Raw genomic sequence first — 19033 nt, 5'->3', positions numbered from 1 at the left:
TCTATGCGGCGGCCGAGTCCATGAGGAACAGCTGGATATCGGTGATAGTCCACAGCATGAAATTGCAGGCCATTACCCAGAAAATGGCCATCCAACTGCGCCACCGCAGATAGCGGTGCAGCTTGCGCACCATGATGATGGCGCAGCCGATCATGCCGAAGAAGGGAATGATCGGGGTGGTCAGGCTAAAGAAGGTGCGCTGCCCGTCGGTGCAGAGCCACGTGGTGGTGCCATCCTCACACAAGGGGCCGCCGGAGAGCCGAGTAAAGAGTGCGACCGCGAAACCATACAGCGCGGAGAGCACAAGAACGCCGATCATGTACCAGACGGCCTGGCGGGTGGAGCGGCGGTTAGCAGCGGCAATCTCTAAAGGGTCCGGCTCATCGGCCAGCTCATCAAAGCTCCGCGGTTCCGGGCGGCGCAGATTGGCATAGTCCGCATCGGAAGTCAGATCGTTTTCGGGATGCTCTGGTCGCAGGCTCATGCCCCAATCCTAACCGCAGGATGGGTGGACCAAGATAGGCACCCGAATATGCGGCAGCAGCTCCGTGGCGGTAGATCCCAAGAACACGCGGGCGATGGGGCCCTGCGGGGTGGAGGCCATGAGCATCAGATCGCCCTTTTTCCACTTGAGCGAATCCACCGCCCCGCCCCAGCCTGCACCGGAACCGATTTCTGAGGTGACATCCAGATCGGGGAATTTTTCTTGGATGCTATCGCGGGCGCGGTCCAGCATGGCGAGGGAATCCTCGAGCCACTCGGCCGTCAGCTTAAGCGCCATATCGTGCTTATCCTTGGACGGCGTATTGAGCAGTCCCTTTGCCGAGAAGGCAAGCAGGCGCAGCGGCAGGTTCCAGCGGTTGGCGAGCTCCGCTGCGGCGAGCATCTCATGATCTTCGCGCGGGCTGCGTTCGGTAATGGCAAAGTTGAAGCGGGTGACGCCGTGTTTGGACAGCTTCACCTTGCGGGGCACCAAGCCCAATGGTTGAGGGGAATAATGCAGCAGGGTATCGGCCGTAGAACCAGCGAAGAAACGGCCCTTCGGCGCCGCCTGGTTGGGGCCTAAGATGATGAGGTCTGCCTCGAACTTCTTGGCCATCTCCGTCAGCAGATGGGGGCGCGAAGGCCCATCGACCAAGAGGGAAGGCTTGTCATCCCAGCAGCTGCGGGGTACGCCGGCTTCATCGAGGGCGGCATGGGTCGCGGCCGCGCAGGCCTCCTTTTGTGCTTTAAACCATTTCTTATATTTTCCGCCCAGCTTGGTGAGGGAAGTAGTAGTCCACGGCTGAAACACGGTCGAGATGACGCGCACCTGGGTAGCGGCGGTACGGGAAAGCCACGCGGCACAATCTAGAGCCTCGGTGCCGGAGGAAGAAGGGCTCCAAGAAATAAGAATGCGAAGGGGTTTATCGGCCGAGCCCTTGCTCAAGGCCGGCAGATGCCCATCGGAAGAATCAGTTGCCATACGGAGTGAACTAGTGAGAGATTACGGTTTTCGTTTTCTCAATTATCACGTTAAGCCCACGAAAAATGAAATCACCGCGGGCAAAACTAGCGCTGTTCGCCGTGCATTGTGGGGCGATAGACATCAGCCAGCTTGGAGATAACGGTGGCTACTTCGTTGGCGGTCTCCAAATCCTTCGGCTCGAGCCACCGCATGATCTCTGCTAGGGCGGAGGCGCGCTGCTGCGAGACGATGGCTAGTTCGGATTCGCCTAGTTGCGTCAGCGCTACCAAGACGCCGCGGCGATCCTCTTCATCGCGGTGGCGTTCCACGTATCCGCGGCGCTCTAGCTGATAGAGCGCGTTGGAGGCGGTGGGCATGCGGATAAGCTCTGCCTGCGCGATGGTGGAAACGCGGGACGGTCCGCGCATACGCAGCTGGTTCATGATGGACACCTGGGAGGTGGTCAATGAAGAGCCCTCCGCCGTGCGCTGGAAAATAAGAATGAGCTTATTGAGCGACGGCTGGATGGAACGCGCGACCTCGACGGCATCCTCGTACGTAGACGGGGATTGAGCGGGGCCCTTCTCCTCATGTTGCTGCGTCATAGAAAACGATTGTATAGCCCGTTTTCCCTGCGCGGTAGTTCGGAAGTCAAAAAATTAGTTTCCGGCAATAAAGCCTTCTAGCTCGGCGCGCGCCACGTCATCAGCCTTTTGTACCGGCGGGGATTTCATCAGGTAGGACGAGGCAGCCAGTACCGGGCCCGCCACCCCGCGGTCGAGGGCAATCTTGGCGGCGCGTACGGCGTCAATGATGATGCCGGCGGAGTTAGGCGAGTCCCAGACCTCCAGCTTGTACTCCAAGTTCAGCGGTACTTCGCCAAAGGCGGAGCCCTCTAAGCGGACATAGGCCCACTTACGGTCATCGAGCCATTCCACGTAATCGGAAGGCCCGATGTGGACGTTGCGGTCTTCGCGCTTGCCGGCGATGGGCGAGTTGTGCAGGTTAGAGGTTACGGCCTGCGTCTTGGAGATCTTTTTGGATTCGAGGCGCTCGCGCTCGAGCATATTCTTGAAATCCATATTGCCGCCCACATTGAGCTGCATGGTGCGCTCCAAGCGCACGCCGCGGTCTTCAAAGAGCTTCGCCATGACGCGGTGAGTAATGGTGGCGCCCACCTGGGACTTAATATCATCGCCCACGATGGGCAGCCCGGCATCTTCGAACTTCTTCGCCCATACCGGATCAGAGGCAATAAAGACCGGCAAGGCATTGACAAAGGCGCAGCCTGCATCGATGGCCGCCTGGGCGTAGAACTTATCCGCTTCCTCAGAGCCCACCGGCAGGTAGGAGACTACGACGTCGGCGCCGGACTGGCGGAGTATGGCGGGGACGTCGGCAAGCGGGGCTTCCGATTCCGCGATGGATTCTTGGTAGTACCGGCCGAGGCCGTCCAGGGTAGGGCCGCGCTGCACGGTAACGCCCAGCTCAGGGACGTCGGTAATGGAAATGGTGCAATTGCGGGAGCTGCGCGTAGCCTCCGCCAGATCCTTGCCCACCTTGTCCGCATCCACGTCGAAAGCGGCAACGAATTCCACATCGCCTACGTGGTACGGGCCAAATTGGGCGTGCATCAAACCGGGAATATCTGCGTCGGCCGCGGCGTTGCGATAAAACTCCACGCCTTCAATGAGGGACGTGGCGCAGTTGCCGACGCCCACGATGGCGACCTTTACTTTTTCGGACACGGTCTACTCCTTTAACTCCATGAGTTGTGGCTGTCAGTGACTGCGCAAGAGTAAGCCGAAAACTATGCCCTACGGTGGCATAACGCCATGTGGATCGATCAAGAAGAGGTAATTAGGATGATCCGGGTGAATTCCGTTGCCTATAAGCACGTGCTCTCCCATGAGTGGGAGCGCGCCCACCACCTGCGCGAATTTCGCGCCGGGCAGCTCACGCGGGAGGACGTGTGCGATGCTGATTTTTTGCTGCGCGCCGCAGCTGAGCACCATGGGCGCACCATGGATAAGGAATGCCCCGTGTGCGGCGAGCCTTTGCGGCTCACGCGCTGGGTCTATGGCGAGAACCTCGGCCGCCGCGCCGGAAGCGCCCGCAGTGAGAAAGAAATAGCGGAGTTTGTGGCCGAGGGCTTGGAGTTTACGGTGCACGAGGTGGAGGTATGCCGCCAGTGCCGGTGGAACCACTTGTTGCGTTCTGCTACTGCATTTAACGCGTGTTAGTTTCCAGCGCACCGCCTTAGGCAGTAAGCTGCAATTATTTAGTTTGTGATCAGGGATGAATGAGGACACGAATCAGTGACCGAGAAGGAATCTACCGGCAAGTCCACTAAGGTGGCTCGCCCCAGCAAAAAGCAGGCGACAAAGAAGCGCCGCATCTGGCCGTGGGTCGTTTTGGCGTTCCTACTGGTCTTTGTAGCACTGCCCGCAGGACTTTTTGCCTACGCATACTCGCAATACACCGTTCCGGAGCCCAAGGACCTGGCCAATAACCAGGTCTCCACCATCTACGCGGGTGATAATCAGACCCAGCTCGCCCGCCTGGTGCCGCCGGAAGGCAATCGCACCCACGTGAAGCTGGATGAAATCCCAGATTACGTGCAGGACTCCGTGCTGGCCGCGGAGGACCGTGACTTCTGGGATAACTCCGGCTTCTCCTTCACCGGCCTCGGCCGCGCCGTGGTGGGTAAGGTAACCGGTAATGAAGATGCTGGTGGCGGTTCCACCATTACCCAGCAGTATGTGAAGAATACGCTGGTGGGCAACGAATACTCCTACGTGCGCAAGATTCGCGAGCTCATCTACTCGGTGAAGATGACCAATGAGTGGGATAAGAAGGATATTCTCAACGCCTACCTCAACACCGTGTATTTCGGCCGCAATGCCTACGGCATCCAGGCGGCGTCCAACGCTTACTTTGATAAGGACGCCAAGGACCTCACTCCGGAGGAAGGCGCCATGCTCGCCGGCCTCATTCAGTCCCCATCCGGCCTCGACCCGCGCGTGAACCAGGAGGGTTCCGAGGACCGTTGGAACTACGTCCTTGATGGATTGGTGGGAATGGGCGACCTCACCCAAGAACAGCGCGATGGCATGGTCTTCCCAGAGACCCGCGACCCAGCTGAGTACTCCGCCTACACCGAGGCGCCCGGCGCTAATGGCCACATCAAGGATCAGGTCATCCGCGAGTTGGAAGAGGTAGGCATCACCGAAAACGAGGTGTCCACCGGCGGCCTGCGCATCACCACCACCATCGACATGAATGTGCAGAACAACACCATTCAGGCAGTTGATGACCAGATGGCTCCGCTGCAAGAGGATGCGCGTGCGGCTTCCGTGACCATCGATCCGAAGACCGGTGCGGTCCGCGGATACTTTGGCGGCCACGATTCCAATGGTTGGGACTATGCCAACTCCCCGCTGCAGACCGGTTCTACTTTCAAGATCATGGCCCTTGCGGCCGCCTTGCAGCAGGGCATCAGCCTCGATACCAATTACTCGTCCGCTCCGTACCAGCTGCCTGGTTCGGATGTTGTCACCAACGTGGGCGGCGGCTGCGGCGTGTGCAACCTGCGCGAGGCTACTAAGCAATCCCTGAATACCTCCTTCCTTCGCCTGCAGGCGGACCTCAAGAACGGCACCCAGGACACCGCGGATATGGCGCACGCCCTTGGCGTGGCTAAGTCCCTGCCGGGCATTGACAAGACGCTGACGGAAAAGGGCAAGCAGCCATTCGAAGGCATCGCTCTGGGTCAGTATCAGTCCCGCCCGCTCGATATGGCCACCGCAATGTCCACCCTGGCTAACCAGGGCGTGTGGCATAACCCGCACTTTGTGCAGCGCGTAGAAAACGCTGCCGGCGAAGTGCTGTACGAGCACCCCGAAGACGGCGGCGAGCGCCGCGTATCGTCCAACGTGGCCAATAACGTCCTCGAAGCCATGGAGCCGGTGGCCGCATGGTCTAATGGCGCTCTTGCCGGTGGCCGTGTTTCCGCCTCAAAGACCGGCACCACTCAGATGGGCGATACCGGAAATAACAAGGATGCCTGGATGGTCGGTGCTACCCCGCAGCTGGCTACCGCCGTGTGGGTAGGTACCGCGGATAACACCTCCGCTATCTTCGATCAGTACGGCGGCATCATGTACGGCGCCGGCGCGCCAACCAAGATTTGGAAGGCCGTGCTGGACAACTCCCTGGCCAACTCCGAATTCCAAAACTTCCCGGCTGCCTATCCGCTGGGATTCGGCAACATGGGCGCCGGAACGGCCGCTCCGGCCTATGACCCGAGCTGGGATAGCGGCGCTGGCGATACCCAGGACTACGAGGCCCCTGCCGAGCAAGCAGCTCCGGAAGAGGAGACCAAACCGGTTCAGCCGGAGAATAAGCCGGAGAGTCCGAAGCCTGCCCCGAAACCGCAACGCGGTAATGGCAATAGCGGCAATGGTGGCAATAGCGGTAATAGCAACCAGGCTCCGGCCCAGCCAGAGGCGCCGTCGTTGGATGACCTCATCGGCCCCGATAGCGACTTGGCAGATCTCCTAGGGTAGGCGGCAGTGACAGCGAATCCGCACCAGCGCATTCCCGCCTCCTCAGAACCCTTGGCCCGCGGGGTAATTGAATTCCTCGGCGGGCCAAGGGGCCGTTTTGCCGGTGTACGCCGCACCCAGTGGTGGACCCCGCTGCGCGCCATAATCGCCGTCGGCTGGGTTTTCCTGGCGTGCGGATTCCTCTCGAAGGCTAATTGCGCCGGCGGCACCCGCGGTGATGACGGGGTCATTAACCTAAATTGGGCGGGCAACCGCCAGTACACCTCTTTTTGCTATAACGACATCATCCCGCTCTACGGTGGCCGTGGCCTCGACGAAGGCGGCTTCCCCTATGCCTATTCTTGGCAAGAGGGTGACCTGACCCGCTATATGGAGTACCCAGTCCTCGCGGGCCTATTCCAGGGGTTGATGGGCTGGATTGCCCGCAATACGTACTCTCTGGTTGAGTGGGTTGGCATCCCGGAGGCCGGATGGTACTTCGGCCTGACCGCCTTGGTCATGGCGTGCATCTGGGTAGGCGTGCTCTACATGGTCTACCTGCTGGTGGGCAACCGCACCTGGGACACCATCCTCGTCGCCGCCAGCCCCCTTGTCATCATCCACGCCTTCAGCAACTGGGATATCCCCTCCATTGCCTTTGCCGTAGGTGCGCTCTTGGCCGCCGCGCGCAAGCGCCCTGTCGTTGCGGGTGTCCTCATCGGCCTTGGCACTTCCTTTAAGCTGTGGCCGCTCTTTCTCTTGGGGGCGTTCCTGGTCTTGGCGGTGCGCAATCGTCGCTTGCCGCAATTTTTCTATGCCTTGCTCGGCGCGGCCGTGACCTGGATTGTGGTCAACGCGCCGGTGGCACTGAAGTACCCGGAGGCATGGCGCGAATTTTTCCGCCTCAACCAAGAGCGCGGTGCGGAGTGGACCACCATCTACTCGGTGCTCAGCCGCAATACTGGGATTAGCTTTAGCCCTGAGTTCCTCAATACCTTCAGCCTGGTGGCGTTTTTGGCTCTCTGTGCGGCGATTGCGGTGTTGGGCCTGCGCAGCGCGCGGACCCCGCGCATGGCCGAGCTGGTTTACCTCATCGTGGCAGCCTTCTTACTATTCAACAAGGTATGGTCGCCCCAGTATTCTCTGTGGCTGGTAGTGCCCGCGGCCCTAGCCCTGCCACGCTGGCGCTTGGTCTTTAGCTGGGCGCTTGTCGACGCCCTCGTGTGGCCCCTACTCATGTGGCACATGCTGGGTACAGACAATAAGGGTATTCCGCACGAGCTGCTTGACGTTGCGATTATCTCCCGCGACGCCCTCATTATCGCCATGGCTGTCCTCGTCATTCGCCAGATGTGCGGAAAGACCCCGGATAAGGTGCGCGATGCGCACGCCGGCCGCGACCCCTTGGCAGGAGCATTCGCATGATCATTACCTATATCGGAATGGCATCCATCATCTTGGGATTCCTCTGCGTGATGGGGGCCTTCTGGCTCTTCCACAATCGTGAAGATCGCCGCGGGCCCATCGTGCTGGGGCTTTTGGCCATTCTTTTCCTCACCATCATTCCGGCGACTGCTGCTGTGTTTTTCGCCGCAACGACCACTGGTTAGATTTCTTTTCGCCGGTCATTTGCGGTACTGTAGTGGGGTTGCTTGACGCAACGTACCCTCCTGCTGCATCCGCAAAGGTGATGCAGCCGAAAACTACTAGACCATAGGAGGTGATGAGGTCCGTGCGTCACTACGAAGTCATGATCATTCTGGATCCTAATCAGGATGAGCGCACCGTAACCCCGTCCCTGGATAAGTTCCTCGAAATCGTCCGCCAGGAAGGCGGCAAGGTTGAGAACCTTGATGTATGGGGCAAGCGTCGTCTTGCATACCCCATCAACAAGAAGGAAGAGGGCATTTATGCCGTCGTCAACCTGGAGTGCGAGCACACTTCGGTTGCCGAGCTCGACCGCCGTCTGAACCTGAACGACACCATCCTGCGTACCAAGGTTCTGCGCACCGACAGCAAGTAGCGGATACTGGGATCAAGCACAATCCACGTAACCGATAAGGAGTAAAGACATGGCACAGGGAGATACCAATATCACGGTGGTAGGCAACATCGTTGCTGACCCCGAGCTGCGCTTCACCCCGGCGGGTGCGGCAGTAGCTAACTTCCGCGTCGCCTCCACCCCTCGTCGCTATAACTCGCAGACGAATCAGTGGGAAGACGGCGAAGCTATGTTCCTGACCTGCAACGTATGGCGTCAGGCAGCGGAAAACGTTGCCGAGACCATGTCTAAGGGCATGCGCGTCATCGTTACCGGCCGCTTGAAGCAGCGTTCCTTCCAGACCCGTGAGGGCGATAACCGCACCGTATTCGAGATTGACGTCGACGAAGTCGGTCCGTCTCTGCGCTACGCCACCGCTCAGGTAAACCGCAATCCGCGTGAGGGCGGCAATAACTTTGGCGGCGGCGGCCAACAGCGCTCGAATAACAATAATCAGGGCGGTTTTGGAGGCGGCCAGCAACAGCAGCCGCAGCAGAACCAGGCTCCTTCTGAGGATCCGTGGAACTCCGCACCACCTGCAGGTGGTTTCGGAGGCGCTGATTCTGAACCTCCGTTCTAAGTCTGTCACCCGCAACTATTCAACTAACTCAATTGAAAGGCAGGGATCATGAAGCTGATCCTCACCGCTGCCGTTGAGAACCTCGGCGCCGCTGGCGAAATTGTTGAGGTTAAGGACGGCTACGGACGTAACTACCTGCTTCCTCGCGGCCTGGCCATCGTGGCTACCCGCGGCGCAGAGAAGCAGATTGAGGGCATCAAGCGCGCCCAGGAAGCTCGCGAGATTCGCGACCTGGATCACGCACGTGAGGTCCGCAACCAGCTCGAGCAGCTGACGGATGTCAAGGTAGAGGTTAAGACCTCCGAATCCGGTAAGCTCTTCGGTTCCGTTCAAGCAGAAGACATTGTCAACGCCGTCTCCAAGGCTGGTGGCCCTAAGCTGGATAAGCGCATCGTTGTGCTTCCTAAGGGCCTGGTCAAGAAGACCGGCAACTACCAGGTCGAGCTGAAGCTGCACGCTGATGTTATCGGCAAGGTGAACTTCTCGGTCGTTGCTGCCTAACTAGGCGCACGACGGTCCAAATAAGACCCAAAGACAACAGCAACGCTTTAGGCCTCAAGTTCCTGCTATGTGAGGTGGCAGGTACTTGGGGCCTTTAGCGCGTTTTCACCGGCCTGTGGATAACTGTGGAATTCTGTGGATAACTCTTTGGCCGTTTAACTTTCTGTTTACGTGGAGGCTGCTTTATTAACCCGCAGGTCAGGCCCCTTATCCACGGATGATGTGCCTATTTTCACACCGGGAAAAACATACCCTGAGCTGGGATTTTGATTTGCGCAGGTCATGGGCTTTTGGAGTTATCCACAGGCCTATGCAGGGCAAATATGGGCAAAGGCTCTCGCGACCTGCAATTTTCACAGCACCCTGTGGATAACTGTGGAAGTTATGCCCAGGGGGTGGTGTCCGGGCACTAGACTACACTGAGATTCCGATACGCTCGGACGCTCGAATAGCTACAAGGGGGAAGACATGACCAACGCCAGTTTTGATGATGAACACCTGCCACCGGAGCCGCCGCCAGAGGAGGAACCGGCTCCGCGCCGTCGCTATCAGCAGGAAGAGCCAAAGCGCTATGGCGAATTCCGCCAACCCCCCGCGGACCGCGAAGCGGAGCAGGGTGTTCTGGGTGCCATGCTGCTGAGCCCCCATACGGTGATGGAAGTCATCGAGGAGCTGGAGCCGGAGGATTTCTACTATCCGGCACACACGTTGATTTACCGTGCCATGCTGGACCTCTATTCAGAGGGCAAGGACGTCGACGCCGTCATTTTGGCCTCCCAGCTCGACCGCTTTAATAACCTCGAGCGCGTCGGCGGTGCTCCTTATCTCCACACTCTGCTAGCCACGGTGCCAACGGCGGCCAACGCACGCTACTACGCCGAAATCGTCGCGGAAAAGGCAGTGCTGCGCAAGCTTGTTGATGCCGGTACGCGCGTAGTACAGCTCGGATTTTCCGGCACCGAAGATGCAGAAATCGAGTCCGTGCTGGACCGTGCGCAGCAGGAAGTTTTCGCCGTCGCCCAGCGCAAGACGGCAGAAGATTACCGAGTCCTGGGGGATCTCATTGACCCCACCATTGATGAGCTCGCCGCCCTGCAGCAAGCCGGCGGTGTGGAGCTAGGCGTGCCGACTGGCTTCATCGACCTCGACAAGTTAACTAACGGCCTTCACGCGGGCCAGATGGTCATCGTTGCTGCTCGCCCTGGTGTGGGTAAATCGACCCTGGCCATGGACTTTATGCGGTCCTGCTCCTTGCAGCACGGCAAGTCCTCGGTGATTTTCTCTCTCGAGATGTCGGCTTCTGAGATTGTCATGCGCCTGCTTTCAGCGGAGTCAGAGGTGAAGCTGGCCGATATGCGCGGTGGCCGGGTTTCCACCGAGGACTGGGCAAAGATCGATGAGACCCTTAACCGAGTACAAGACGCCCCACTCTTCATTGATGACTCACCGAATCTCACGATGATGGAAATTCGGTCCAAGGCCCGCCGCCTCAAGCAGCAGCACGGCTTGGACCTCATCGTCTTGGACTACCTGCAGCTGATGTCTTCGGGTAAAAAGGTCGAGTCTCGCCAGCAAGAGGTCTCTGAGTTCTCCCGCCAGCTGAAGCTCTTGGCCAAGGAGCTGGAGGTTCCCCTCATCGCGATCTCGCAGCTGAACCGTGGACCTGAGGCGCGTACGGATAAAAAGCCGCAGCTTGCGGATCTCCGTGAGTCTGGCTCGCTGGAGCAGGACGCCGATATGGTCATGCTGCTCTACCGCCCCGATTCCCAGGACCGCGATAATGAGCGCGCCGGAGAGGCGGATATTATCCTAGCCAAGCACCGTGGCGGCCCGATCGATACCGTGCAGGTGGCGCACCAGCTGCACTACTCCAAGTTTGTCAATATGGCGCACGGTTAAATTACAGGTCTACCACCGCGTTGGGGTCTCCCAATCGTGGGCCAAGGATGACCAATACCAAGAAAACCGCAGCTGCGGCGAGCGCCAGCCACCGCCATACGGGGAAAAGGCGTTCGCCGCACAGGCGGGCGAACGTCGCGCCAATCAGAGCGCCCAGGGTATTGAAGAGAAGATCATCGATATCCGTGCGCCCCAGGGCGAAAGCATATTGGCACACTTCTAGTACGAGGCTGAGGCCAAATCCCCACGCAGCTGTCTTCTTAACGGAGCGGCAGAGGCTAAAGACCAGCATGCCGAAGGGGATGAAGAATGCGGTATTGCCCGCGTACTCAAATAGCGGGCCAAACCAGCTGCCGCCGGAAAATTCATCGAAAGGAACCCAGCGCAAATCCCGGGCGCGCTGATTTTCCGGTTTCCACAAATAGCCAATCTGGTAGAAGGGCTTGAGCGTGGTTAACGCGACCATAACCGCGGTCCACGCGGCGAGGGATACCCTGCTGAGCACGCGCTAGTCCTTTCTTTCGTGGCGGGGGAGTGTACGCCCCGCCAATGCTAGCCTGCTCAGGGGTGCTCGGCGGCCTTATTTAGCGCCGGACGGAAAAGCCGCGCAGCCGTAGCGAGTTAGTAACCACGAAAACCGAGCTCAGCGCCATGGCCAGGCCCGCCAGTAGGGGATTGAGCCAGCCGAGCGCGGCAACAGGAATGAGTATGACGTTATAGGCAAAGGCCCAGAAAAGGTTGCCCTTAATAATTGCTAGTGTGCGGCGCGAGAGCCGAATGGCATCAGCGGCACAGCGTAGATCGCCGTTCATCAGGGTGATATCGGAGGCTTCAATGGCAACATCGGTACCCGCGCCCATGGCGAGGCCGAGGTCGGCTTGGGCCAGCGCGGCGGCGTCGTTAATGCCATCGCCCACCATCGCCACGGTGTGCCCCGCGGCCTGCAGCTCCTTGATGTGGTTCACCTTGTCCTCTGGCAGGACCTCAGCGCTGACGTGATCGATTCCCACCTCGGCAGCCACTGCGCGGGCGGCCCCGGCATTATCACCGGTCAGCAGGTAAGGGGTTAGCCCCAGTTCCTTCATCTGCGCCACGGCGGCGGCCGAGCTGGGCTTGATGGTATCGCGCACCTCAATGACGCCTGCGGGCTGTCCGTTGACGGTGACGACCACCGGCGTGGCACCAGCATCCTGTGCGGCGCGGAACGGCCCTTCCAGGTCGCCCAACGGGCCTTGGCGCTTGCCGACGCCTACCCGGACCCCCTCCACAGTTCCTTCCACGCCACCCGGAACCACTGCGAAGTCGGTAGCCGGCTTTACACTGCGCTCGCTAGCGATAGCGCGAGCGATGGGGTGCTCGGAATTGTGTTCCACGGCCGCGGCCAAGTCGAGGACGTCGCCGTGTACGGCGGTAACGGACATCTCTCCGGCGGTGACCGTTCCGGTCTTATCCATGACGATGGTATCGATTTGCCGCGTAGATTCCAGGATCTCCGGGCCTTTAATGACAAGCCCCAGCTGCGCCCCGCGGCCGGTGCCGACGAGGATCGCGGTGGGCGTCGCCAAGCCCATAGCGCAAGGGCAGGCCACAATGAGGACGGAGACCGCGGCAATAAACGCTGGGGCCACCCCGCCGAAGAAGAGATGCGCAAGGAGCGTCAGCACTGCTACGGCGATGACCGCGGGGACGAAGACTTGCGCAATGCGGTCCACGAGGCGCTGTACTGGTGCCTTGGACGTTTGTGCATCCGTGACCAGCTGGGCCATTTGGGCCAGTACCGTATCCTCGCCCACCTTGGTCGCTCGAACCTCAAGCTTGCCAGAGGCATTAATGGTTGCGCCGGTCACCGCATCGCCGGACCCGACCTCGACGGGCACGGGCTCGCCGGTGATCATGGAGGCGTCGACCGCCGAGTTACCGGCAACGACAATGCCATCGGTGGCGATCTTCTCGCCCGGGCGTACTACGAAGACATCGCCTACTTGCAACTGGGCAATTGGAATGCGCTGCTCGCCTCCCTCGCGCAGCACCGAGGCTTCTTTAGCTCCTAGGGAGAGTAGCTCCCGCAGAGCCTCAGAGGACTGGCCTTTGGCCCGTGCCTCGAACCACCGGCCGAGTAGGAGGAAGGTAATGACCATGCCCACGGACTCGAAATAGATGTGGTCCATCTGCGCCGCGTTCGCGTCCAGCGTCATGTGCATTTTCATGCCCGGTTCGCCTGCATTGCCGAAAAACAGCGCCCACAGCGACCAAAAATAGGCCGCGGAGGTTCCCATGGTGATAAGCGTGTCCATGGTAAAAGAACCGTGCTTGAGGTTCGTCCACGTAGCGGTGTGGAAAGGCGCGCCACCAAAGATATAGACGATGGTGGCCACGATGGCGCAGGCCCACTGCCAATTGGGAAATTGCAGTGCCGGCCACATCGATACCACCATGAGCGGTAGCGATAGGGCACCAGAGATGATGGTGCGGCGCAGTAGCCCTCCGTCACTGCTCTTCTCGGCTTGGGGCTCCTCCGCCTTCGCCCCCGCCATATCGAAGGCGCCGTATCCTGCGCTCTCTACCACCGAAATGAGCTCCTGTGGACTTACCGACTGGGAGTCATACTCGATGGCCGCCGCCTCGGTAGCGAAATTGACGCTGGCGCTTACTCCCTCGAGCTTGTTGAGCTTGCGCTCGACGCGGGAGGAGCAGGAGGTGCACGTCATTCCTGTTACGCCAAGGTCCAAGTGGGACATGGTGGTTCCTACTTCAGCGTGTAGCCGGCCTCAGCCACGGCGGCCGCTACCTGTTCATCGGTGAAATCGGTGCCAGTAACCGTGACGGCGCCGGTGGTATGGTCCGCAGTGACCTCGCTAACGCCAGAAATTTCGCCGACCTCTTCCTTCACCGACATTTCGCAATGTCCGCAGGTCATGCCCTCTACGGTGTAGTTCTTGGTGCTCATGATGATCCTTTCTTAGAGTTGGTTTCTGGGCCCATTCTATACCCCCTAGGGGTATATGACAAGGATTTTTCATGTACGTTGGGGAATAAAGCAATCCGCAAAGGAGTTAGAACAACCATGGCTACTATCGACGTCACCGAAGAAAACTTTGAAGAAACCGTTACCGGCGAGGGCATTACGCTCGTAGACGCCTGGGCCGATTGGTGCGGCCCCTGCAAGCGCTTTGCGCCGGTTTTTGAAAAGGCCTCCGAAGAGCACACGGATGCTACCTTTGCCAAGCTCGATACCGAGGCTAACCAGGGCCTCGCATCCGCGCTGGAGATTCAGTCCATTCCTACGCTGATGATCTTCCGCGATGGCATCCTGGTCTTCCGCGAGGCTGGCGCGCTGCCACCTGCAGCATTGGAAGACCTGCTGAAGCAGGTCAAGGAACTCGATATGGCGGAGGTTCGCCGCCAGGTAGAAGAGCAGAACGCGCAGGGTTAATCCCCGCTAGCTTCCTGGGCGCTTTCTGGTGAGTATCGCTAAACTCGCTAGAAAGCGTCTTTTTATGTCCAAAGGAGAAGATAATGGCTAACCCCTTCAGCAAGGGCTGGAAGTACATGATGAGTTCCTTCGATCAGAAGATTGATGAGAACGCTGATCCGAAGGTGCAGATCCAGCAGGCCGTCCAGGCCGCCAAGGAGCAGCACCAGCAGATTTCTGATCACGCTGCAGAAATCATCGGCCATAAGTCCCAGCTGGAGATGCAGATGAATCGGCTGGTTAAGTCCCAGCAGGACTACCAGTCTCAAACCCAGCGTGCATTGGAGCTGGCGGATTCTGCGGAGGACCCGCAAAAGGCCTCCGAGTATAACCAGGCTGCGGAAGTGGTTGCCTCCCAGCTGGTAGCGGTGGAGCAGGAGCTGGAAGACGTTAAGCAGCAGTACGCCGCCGCAGAGCAGGCTGCCGCGCAGGCCAAGAGCCAGCAGCAGCAGTCTGAGGCGCGCTTGAAGGAACAACTAGCGCAAGTTAGCCAGCTGGAGGCTCAGGCGGACCAGGCGGCTATGCAAGAAAAGAACGCCCAGGCTATTGATTCCATGAATCAGCTCAACCCGGACGATTCCGTACCTACTCTTGATTCTGTGCGTGCCAAGATTGAAAAGCGCTACGCCGATGCCCTTGGCGCGCAAGAATTGCAGCACGCCACCGGCGGCGATCGCATTAATGAGATCCAAGCCGCCGGCAATGACATGAAGGCGACTGCGCGCCTTGATGCCATCCGGGCGGATCTTAAAAAGAAGAAAGAGCTCGAGTCCGGCGATTAATTCTGCCGGCGAACGTTAATGAGAACCCCACGAATCCCTGAGTGGAATCCATCGCGCAGGTTCACGCGCTGGGTTTCGGTCAGGGTGTATTCGTGCAGGGTTTCGCAGGCAAACTGCAACAGCGGGCGGTCGATCTCCGGGGGAAGCCCGCCGCCGGAAAGTAGATGTGCCTGATCTCGCTGCTCGGTGCTAGCAGCGTTATCGAACCACCACGAGGCGTATTGCTGGCCCACGTCGAATGGGGATTGGAAGCCGGCCGAGCTCCATACTTCTTCCGGCAGCGGCACATACTTAGAGCGCAGCTTGCGGCGCGGTGCCATCATGGATGGCTTGGGCGCCGGCTTCTCCGCGGGGGAGTCCTCCTCGGCGGCGGAATCCTCTGCGGCATCCGCCTTGGGAGGAGCCGGCTTGGGCGTTGGGGCCGGGGTGGGCTTTTCTGTGGCGCCGAAGGCTGCCTCCACCTCTGAAGGCTCGCCGCATTCATCCGGTTCGGGCATTTCCTCGCCCTCTTTATGCCCATTTTCGCGCACCACTGGAGGAAGCGGGCCTTCTAGGACCTGCAATTCCATAGCGTCTGCGAAGTCCTCGCGAGGGTCCAAGATGGTGGTGGAATCGCAGGCATGGCGCAGTGCGGAGGACATGGAGTCCCAGCCAAACCCATAAAGATGTACGCGGATGCCGTTATCCACGGCGGCTTGAGCGCCGGGAATCATGTCCGCATCGCCGCTGACGAGGACAAAGTCGGTGAATTGTCCCTTCATGGCGGCGATGACCATGTCCGCTACGAGACGGGTATCTACGGCCTTTTGGGTGCGGCGCTCACCCCATTCGATGAGCTGACCGGTGCGCAGCTGGACCCCTTCGCAGGTGCGCAGGGCGCGCTGGTAGCGGTGTGGGCCGGTATCGGGAATGCCGTCATACCAGTATTGGCGCTGGATTGGGGTTCCCAGTTGGTTCTCGATCATCCCGCCCATGGTGCTGACCACCTCGGGCAGATCGATTTCTAGCTGTGCGCGGGCACCCGTTTCCCACGAGTTATAAAAGCTTGCGAGCAAGTATGAGGTATCGACAAAGACGAGTGTGCGTTCAAGCATGGCTCCTAAGTTCCGTTCTAATTGTTCTAAATAAAATTCTTTGTGGTTTCCAGTGTGCCCCATTAGTCACAAAACGTCGATAAGCTTGGGCAAAATCCCAGCGCAGTGGCCGCAAAAAAGTTTTCTCTCTGGAAGTATTGCAGGGATGGGGTGTTGCCGATATGGTTAGTTACACAAGTAACTAACCAACGAACCGAGGGTCAATGGATAATTCCACGCAACCACTCTTCCGCCAGATTGCTTCCTTGGTGGAGGACGCCATCGTGGACGGAACCTTGGGTGAGGGGGATAGGGCCCCATCTACTAACGAGCTTGCTGATTTCCACAACATCAACCCGGCCACTGCCCGCAAGGGCATCAGCCTCCTAGTGGATATCGGGGTGCTGGATAAGCGCCGCGGTATCGGCATGTTTGTGGCAGAAGGGGCCCTGAAAACGATCCGCGAGCGCCGCCGCGCCGACTTCGCGGCGGAATACATGGCACCGCTTGTCGACGAAGCCGTTCGCCTGGGCTACAACCGCGCCCAACTCCACGACCTATTTGATCGCGTTGCAGAAAGCCGAGGAATGTACTCATGATTACAACACGAGATTTCACCTTTGCCGATGGCCTCACACACGGCTTAGTTGGCCCCAATGGCATTGGCAAAACCACGCTCCTGCGCAAAATTGCCGGACAAATCCAATCTGGCGGTATCACCGTCTTCGGTGAGGAACCCTTTGACAAGCAGTCGGTTCTCAACCGAGTCATATTGATGGGTATTGATAACCCACTGCCGGATTCCTGGGGCATCGGAAAGCTGGGCGTTATTGGTAAGGCGCGCTGGCCGCATTGGGATGAGGAGCGGTTCAATGAGCTGCTGGTTCGCTTTGACGTGCCGGCCAAGGCCTACTCTGCCCTTTCCCGCGGGCAAAAGTCTGCGGTGGGCTTCATCTTCGCCGTTGCTTCTGGCTGTGAAGTCATGCTTCTTGATGAGCCCTATCTCGGCCTCGACACACAGCGCCGCGAGCTTTTCTATCAGGTCCTTCGTGAGGAACACGGCCGTACCATCGTCATCTCCACCCATCACCTCAATGAGGTAGCGGGTCTTCTCGATACCGTCGCTTTGATGGGGGACAGCCCAATTTCAGGCCCCATTGATGACTTCATCGAGGGAATTCTTGAGCTCACGGGCCCATCGGAGGCTCTCAACGCAGCGGTCGAAGAGCTCGATCTCCCAGTGCTGAGTAGAGAAACCACGCTTGTAGGAGATCGCCTGCTTGCCGACGCCCGCTCTGCCGCCACCGAGCCTATCTTCCGCACGGCCCAGGCCCATGGCCTGCGGATCAATGAAGTTTCCTTGGAACGTGCGGTTATGGCATTGGAGGAGAAAGCATGAAACTCCTGTGGTACCTAGGCGATTGGTGGAGCTGGACCTTTTTCCTTTTCGCTTTGCTCCTCATGCCCGTCATGGCGCAGGGAACGTGGAACGTGCTCCCGGTGATCTTTTCCTTGTCACTAATACTTTCCCTGACACCAGACTTTAAGAAGTATCAGTTGGTGGGCCTAGGCTCGAAATTCTGGAATGAGCATCGCCGCATTCTCGTTGTCCTGTGTACATTAGCGTCAGCTATCGGTGCCCTCACCGTGCAGTTGTGGTGGGCATTGCCCATTTATGCCGTCGCAGCGGCGTGGGCCATGTACCGCAGGGCTACTCCTAAACGGGTCGGGTACACCACGACCGGTTCCCAACCCTCAAACGGATTTGGATGGTTCCCTCGTACCTTGGCCGGGCAAGCAATCTATCGCCCCCAGGTCAAGGCGTGGGGCGCAGCGTGTTTGGCTCCTGCGATCGGTCTTGCTCTCTACAGGTATGAGGATCAAATCCCAGTCCTAGGCTTCCTAGGAAGTTTATGCTGGGCACTGACAGCGGTAGCGCTCGCTGCGGCTTTGCACAGCTTGCGGGTATCCCTTCGTGGATACACGGTGCTTGGTGGTAGCCGTACCGTCTGGGCCCGCCACACTGCAGTGCTCGGACTGATCCCTGTCGTCGTCGCCTTAACCTTCAGCGCAGTACTAGGGAAAGACGGTGGACTCGTTGCGGCCGTCGCGCTGCCTAGCGCCACCTGTGCCCCAGTAGTGGCCAGTCTGGAATTTCTGGGAAAGAAGAATTGGTACCTATTCGCCTTCTATGCGGTCCTCATCGCCGGGACGGCCCTTCTGTGCACTCAGGTGGCGGTTCCCGCGGTTGTCCAGCTTTTCTTGGCGGTGGCCTTCTATGCGGCCTGGGCATTGACGTTCCCCGCCTACATTCGCCGAGCAAATGCACACCGTGGCGGAATGAGTGCTTGGATGGGCATATCTTAAGCCACCCAAAAGGACCATTTACCTGGGGATTTGTGTTTGTTTAGGTCGCTGTGTAACTTAATACGGGTCAGCGCGACCGACAGCGCCCCACAGGAACACTAAAGTTCCTGGCTGAAGCGGCGATAGGAAAACAGGCCCTGACAAAACAAAATTCTTTTTGCTCACAACGAGCTACATGCAAAAGTGTGTGGTTGTTGTGTGGTGATGATGTTTGAGAACTCAATAGTGTGCCAATGTACTTTTTATTTTTTGTGTGCATGGTTGTGTGTTGATTGGTTTGTCTGCCAGCAGGCTTAGTGGTTTGTTGGTTGGTGTGTGCCGGTT

Annotated in this window: 21 protein-coding genes; 13 read left to right on the top strand and 8 right to left on the bottom strand. The window is 58.9% G+C overall.

The genetic code is table 11. The features are described from left to right. Window position 1 precedes the first annotated feature (1 nt). From MHK09_RS04600 to MHK09_RS04585, 4 genes are all read right to left on the bottom strand, one after another. Window positions 2-484, bottom strand: a complete 483-nt coding sequence (locus MHK09_RS04600; RefSeq protein ID WP_250412792.1) for a hypothetical protein — start codon at window positions 482-484, stop codon at window positions 2-4. Window positions 485-493: 9 nt separating this feature from the next. Continuing rightward, window positions 494-1465, bottom strand: a complete 972-nt coding sequence (locus MHK09_RS04595; RefSeq protein ID WP_250412790.1) for a universal stress protein — start codon at window positions 1463-1465, stop codon at window positions 494-496. 86 nt (window positions 1466-1551) lie between these two features. Further along, the gene (locus MHK09_RS04590) at window positions 1552-2052 is read right to left on the bottom strand and encodes a MarR family winged helix-turn-helix transcriptional regulator (RefSeq protein WP_005325935.1); all 501 of its coding nucleotides are present in this window, start codon (window positions 2050-2052) and stop codon (window positions 1552-1554) included. A 54-nt stretch (window positions 2053-2106) separates the two neighbouring features. After that, window positions 2107-3195 (bottom strand): inositol-3-phosphate synthase, encoded by a 1089-nt coding sequence (locus MHK09_RS04585; protein WP_150851203.1) that lies wholly within the window; start codon window positions 3193-3195, stop codon window positions 2107-2109. A 117-nt stretch (window positions 3196-3312) separates the two neighbouring features. On the opposite strand from MHK09_RS04585, the gene MHK09_RS04580 reads away from it, so the two are divergent. From MHK09_RS04580 to dnaB, 8 genes are all read left to right on the top strand, one after another. Next, window positions 3313-3690: a DUF5318 family protein gene (locus tag MHK09_RS04580; RefSeq protein WP_034667960.1), complete on the top strand. Its 378-nt coding sequence runs from the start codon at window positions 3313-3315 to the stop codon at window positions 3688-3690. A gap of 75 nt (window positions 3691-3765) precedes the next feature. After that, complete coding sequence (locus MHK09_RS04575) at window positions 3766-6015, top strand: transglycosylase domain-containing protein (RefSeq protein ID WP_250412788.1); 2250 nt, start codon at window positions 3766-3768, stop codon at window positions 6013-6015. A gap of 6 nt (window positions 6016-6021) precedes the next feature. Continuing rightward, a complete protein-coding gene (locus MHK09_RS04570; protein WP_200435873.1) occupies window positions 6022-7419 on the top strand; it encodes a glycosyltransferase family 87 protein in 1398 nt (465 codons plus the stop codon). Then, window positions 7416-7604 carry a hypothetical protein gene (locus tag MHK09_RS04565; RefSeq protein WP_005326995.1) on the top strand — a complete coding sequence of 63 codons (189 nt, stop codon included), beginning with the start codon at window positions 7416-7418 and terminating at the stop codon, window positions 7602-7604. The genes MHK09_RS04570 and MHK09_RS04565 overlap by 4 nt, the downstream gene beginning before the upstream one ends. A gap of 122 nt (window positions 7605-7726) precedes the next feature. Next, window positions 7727-8017, top strand: coding sequence for a 30S ribosomal protein S6 (gene rpsF, locus MHK09_RS04560; RefSeq protein WP_005326996.1), 291 nt, complete (start codon window positions 7727-7729; stop codon window positions 8015-8017). Window positions 8018-8066: 49 nt separating this feature from the next. Further along, window positions 8067-8615 carry a single-stranded DNA-binding protein gene (locus MHK09_RS04555; RefSeq protein ID WP_005326997.1) on the top strand — a complete coding sequence of 183 codons (549 nt, stop codon included), beginning with the start codon at window positions 8067-8069 and terminating at the stop codon, window positions 8613-8615. A 48-nt stretch (window positions 8616-8663) separates the two neighbouring features. After that, on the top strand, window positions 8664-9116 hold the full coding sequence (gene rplI / locus MHK09_RS04550) for a 50S ribosomal protein L9 (protein WP_005325949.1): 453 nt from the start codon (window positions 8664-8666) through the stop codon (window positions 9114-9116). 468 nt (window positions 9117-9584) lie between these two features. Beyond that, window positions 9585-11015, top strand: coding sequence for a replicative DNA helicase (gene dnaB / locus MHK09_RS04545; RefSeq protein WP_005325950.1), 1431 nt, complete (start codon window positions 9585-9587; stop codon window positions 11013-11015). Between the two features lies 1 nt (window position 11016). Here the strand turns inward: dnaB and MHK09_RS04540 are convergent, their stop codons facing one another. The 3 genes from MHK09_RS04540 to MHK09_RS04530 all read right to left on the bottom strand — a co-directional run bounded on the left by MHK09_RS04540 (window position 11017) and on the right by MHK09_RS04530 (window position 13962). Next, window positions 11017-11481, bottom strand: a complete 465-nt coding sequence (locus tag MHK09_RS04540) for a VanZ family protein (protein ID WP_250412881.1) — start codon at window positions 11479-11481, stop codon at window positions 11017-11019. 118 nt (window positions 11482-11599) lie between these two features. Continuing rightward, the gene (locus MHK09_RS04535) at window positions 11600-13753 is read right to left on the bottom strand and encodes a heavy metal translocating P-type ATPase (protein ID WP_250412786.1); all 2154 of its coding nucleotides are present in this window, start codon (window positions 13751-13753) and stop codon (window positions 11600-11602) included. 8 nt (window positions 13754-13761) lie between these two features. After that, window positions 13762-13962: a heavy-metal-associated domain-containing protein gene (locus MHK09_RS04530; RefSeq protein ID WP_005325954.1), complete on the bottom strand. Its 201-nt coding sequence runs from the start codon at window positions 13960-13962 to the stop codon at window positions 13762-13764. A 117-nt stretch (window positions 13963-14079) separates the two neighbouring features. Between MHK09_RS04530 and trxA the strand changes: the two genes are divergently transcribed. Then, window positions 14080-14448, top strand: a complete 369-nt coding sequence (gene trxA / locus MHK09_RS04525) for a thioredoxin (protein ID WP_005325956.1) — start codon at window positions 14080-14082, stop codon at window positions 14446-14448. Between the two features lie 83 nt (window positions 14449-14531). Next, a complete protein-coding gene (locus tag MHK09_RS04520) occupies window positions 14532-15269 on the top strand; it encodes a PspA/IM30 family protein (protein WP_005325958.1) in 738 nt (245 codons plus the stop codon). Here MHK09_RS04520 and MHK09_RS04515 read toward each other — a convergent pair. Next, window positions 15266-16363 (bottom strand): NYN domain-containing protein, encoded by a 1098-nt coding sequence (locus MHK09_RS04515; RefSeq protein WP_250412785.1) that lies wholly within the window; start codon window positions 16361-16363, stop codon window positions 15266-15268. The genes MHK09_RS04520 and MHK09_RS04515 overlap by 4 nt on opposite strands. A 203-nt stretch (window positions 16364-16566) precedes the next feature. Between MHK09_RS04515 and MHK09_RS04510 the strand changes: the two genes are divergently transcribed. The 3 genes from MHK09_RS04510 (at window position 16567) to MHK09_RS04500 (ending at window position 18709) form a co-directional block, all read left to right on the top strand. After that, the gene (locus MHK09_RS04510) at window positions 16567-16941 is read left to right on the top strand and encodes a GntR family transcriptional regulator (RefSeq protein WP_005327000.1); all 375 of its coding nucleotides are present in this window, start codon (window positions 16567-16569) and stop codon (window positions 16939-16941) included. Then, window positions 16938-17741, top strand: coding sequence for an AAA family ATPase (locus MHK09_RS04505; RefSeq protein ID WP_250412784.1), 804 nt, complete (start codon window positions 16938-16940; stop codon window positions 17739-17741). Before MHK09_RS04510 ends, MHK09_RS04505 begins: the two co-directional genes overlap by 4 nt. Window positions 17742-18328: 587 nt before the next feature. After that, window positions 18329-18709, top strand: coding sequence for a hypothetical protein (locus tag MHK09_RS04500; protein WP_250412783.1), 381 nt, complete (start codon window positions 18329-18331; stop codon window positions 18707-18709). Window positions 18710-19033: the final 324 nt, after the last annotated feature.

It is taken from the genome of Corynebacterium tuberculostearicum (assembly GCF_022347235.1).
GTDB lineage: Bacteria > Actinomycetota > Actinomycetes > Mycobacteriales > Mycobacteriaceae > Corynebacterium > Corynebacterium tuberculostearicum_F.
This window is presented reverse-complemented; position numbering and strand designations above follow the sequence as displayed.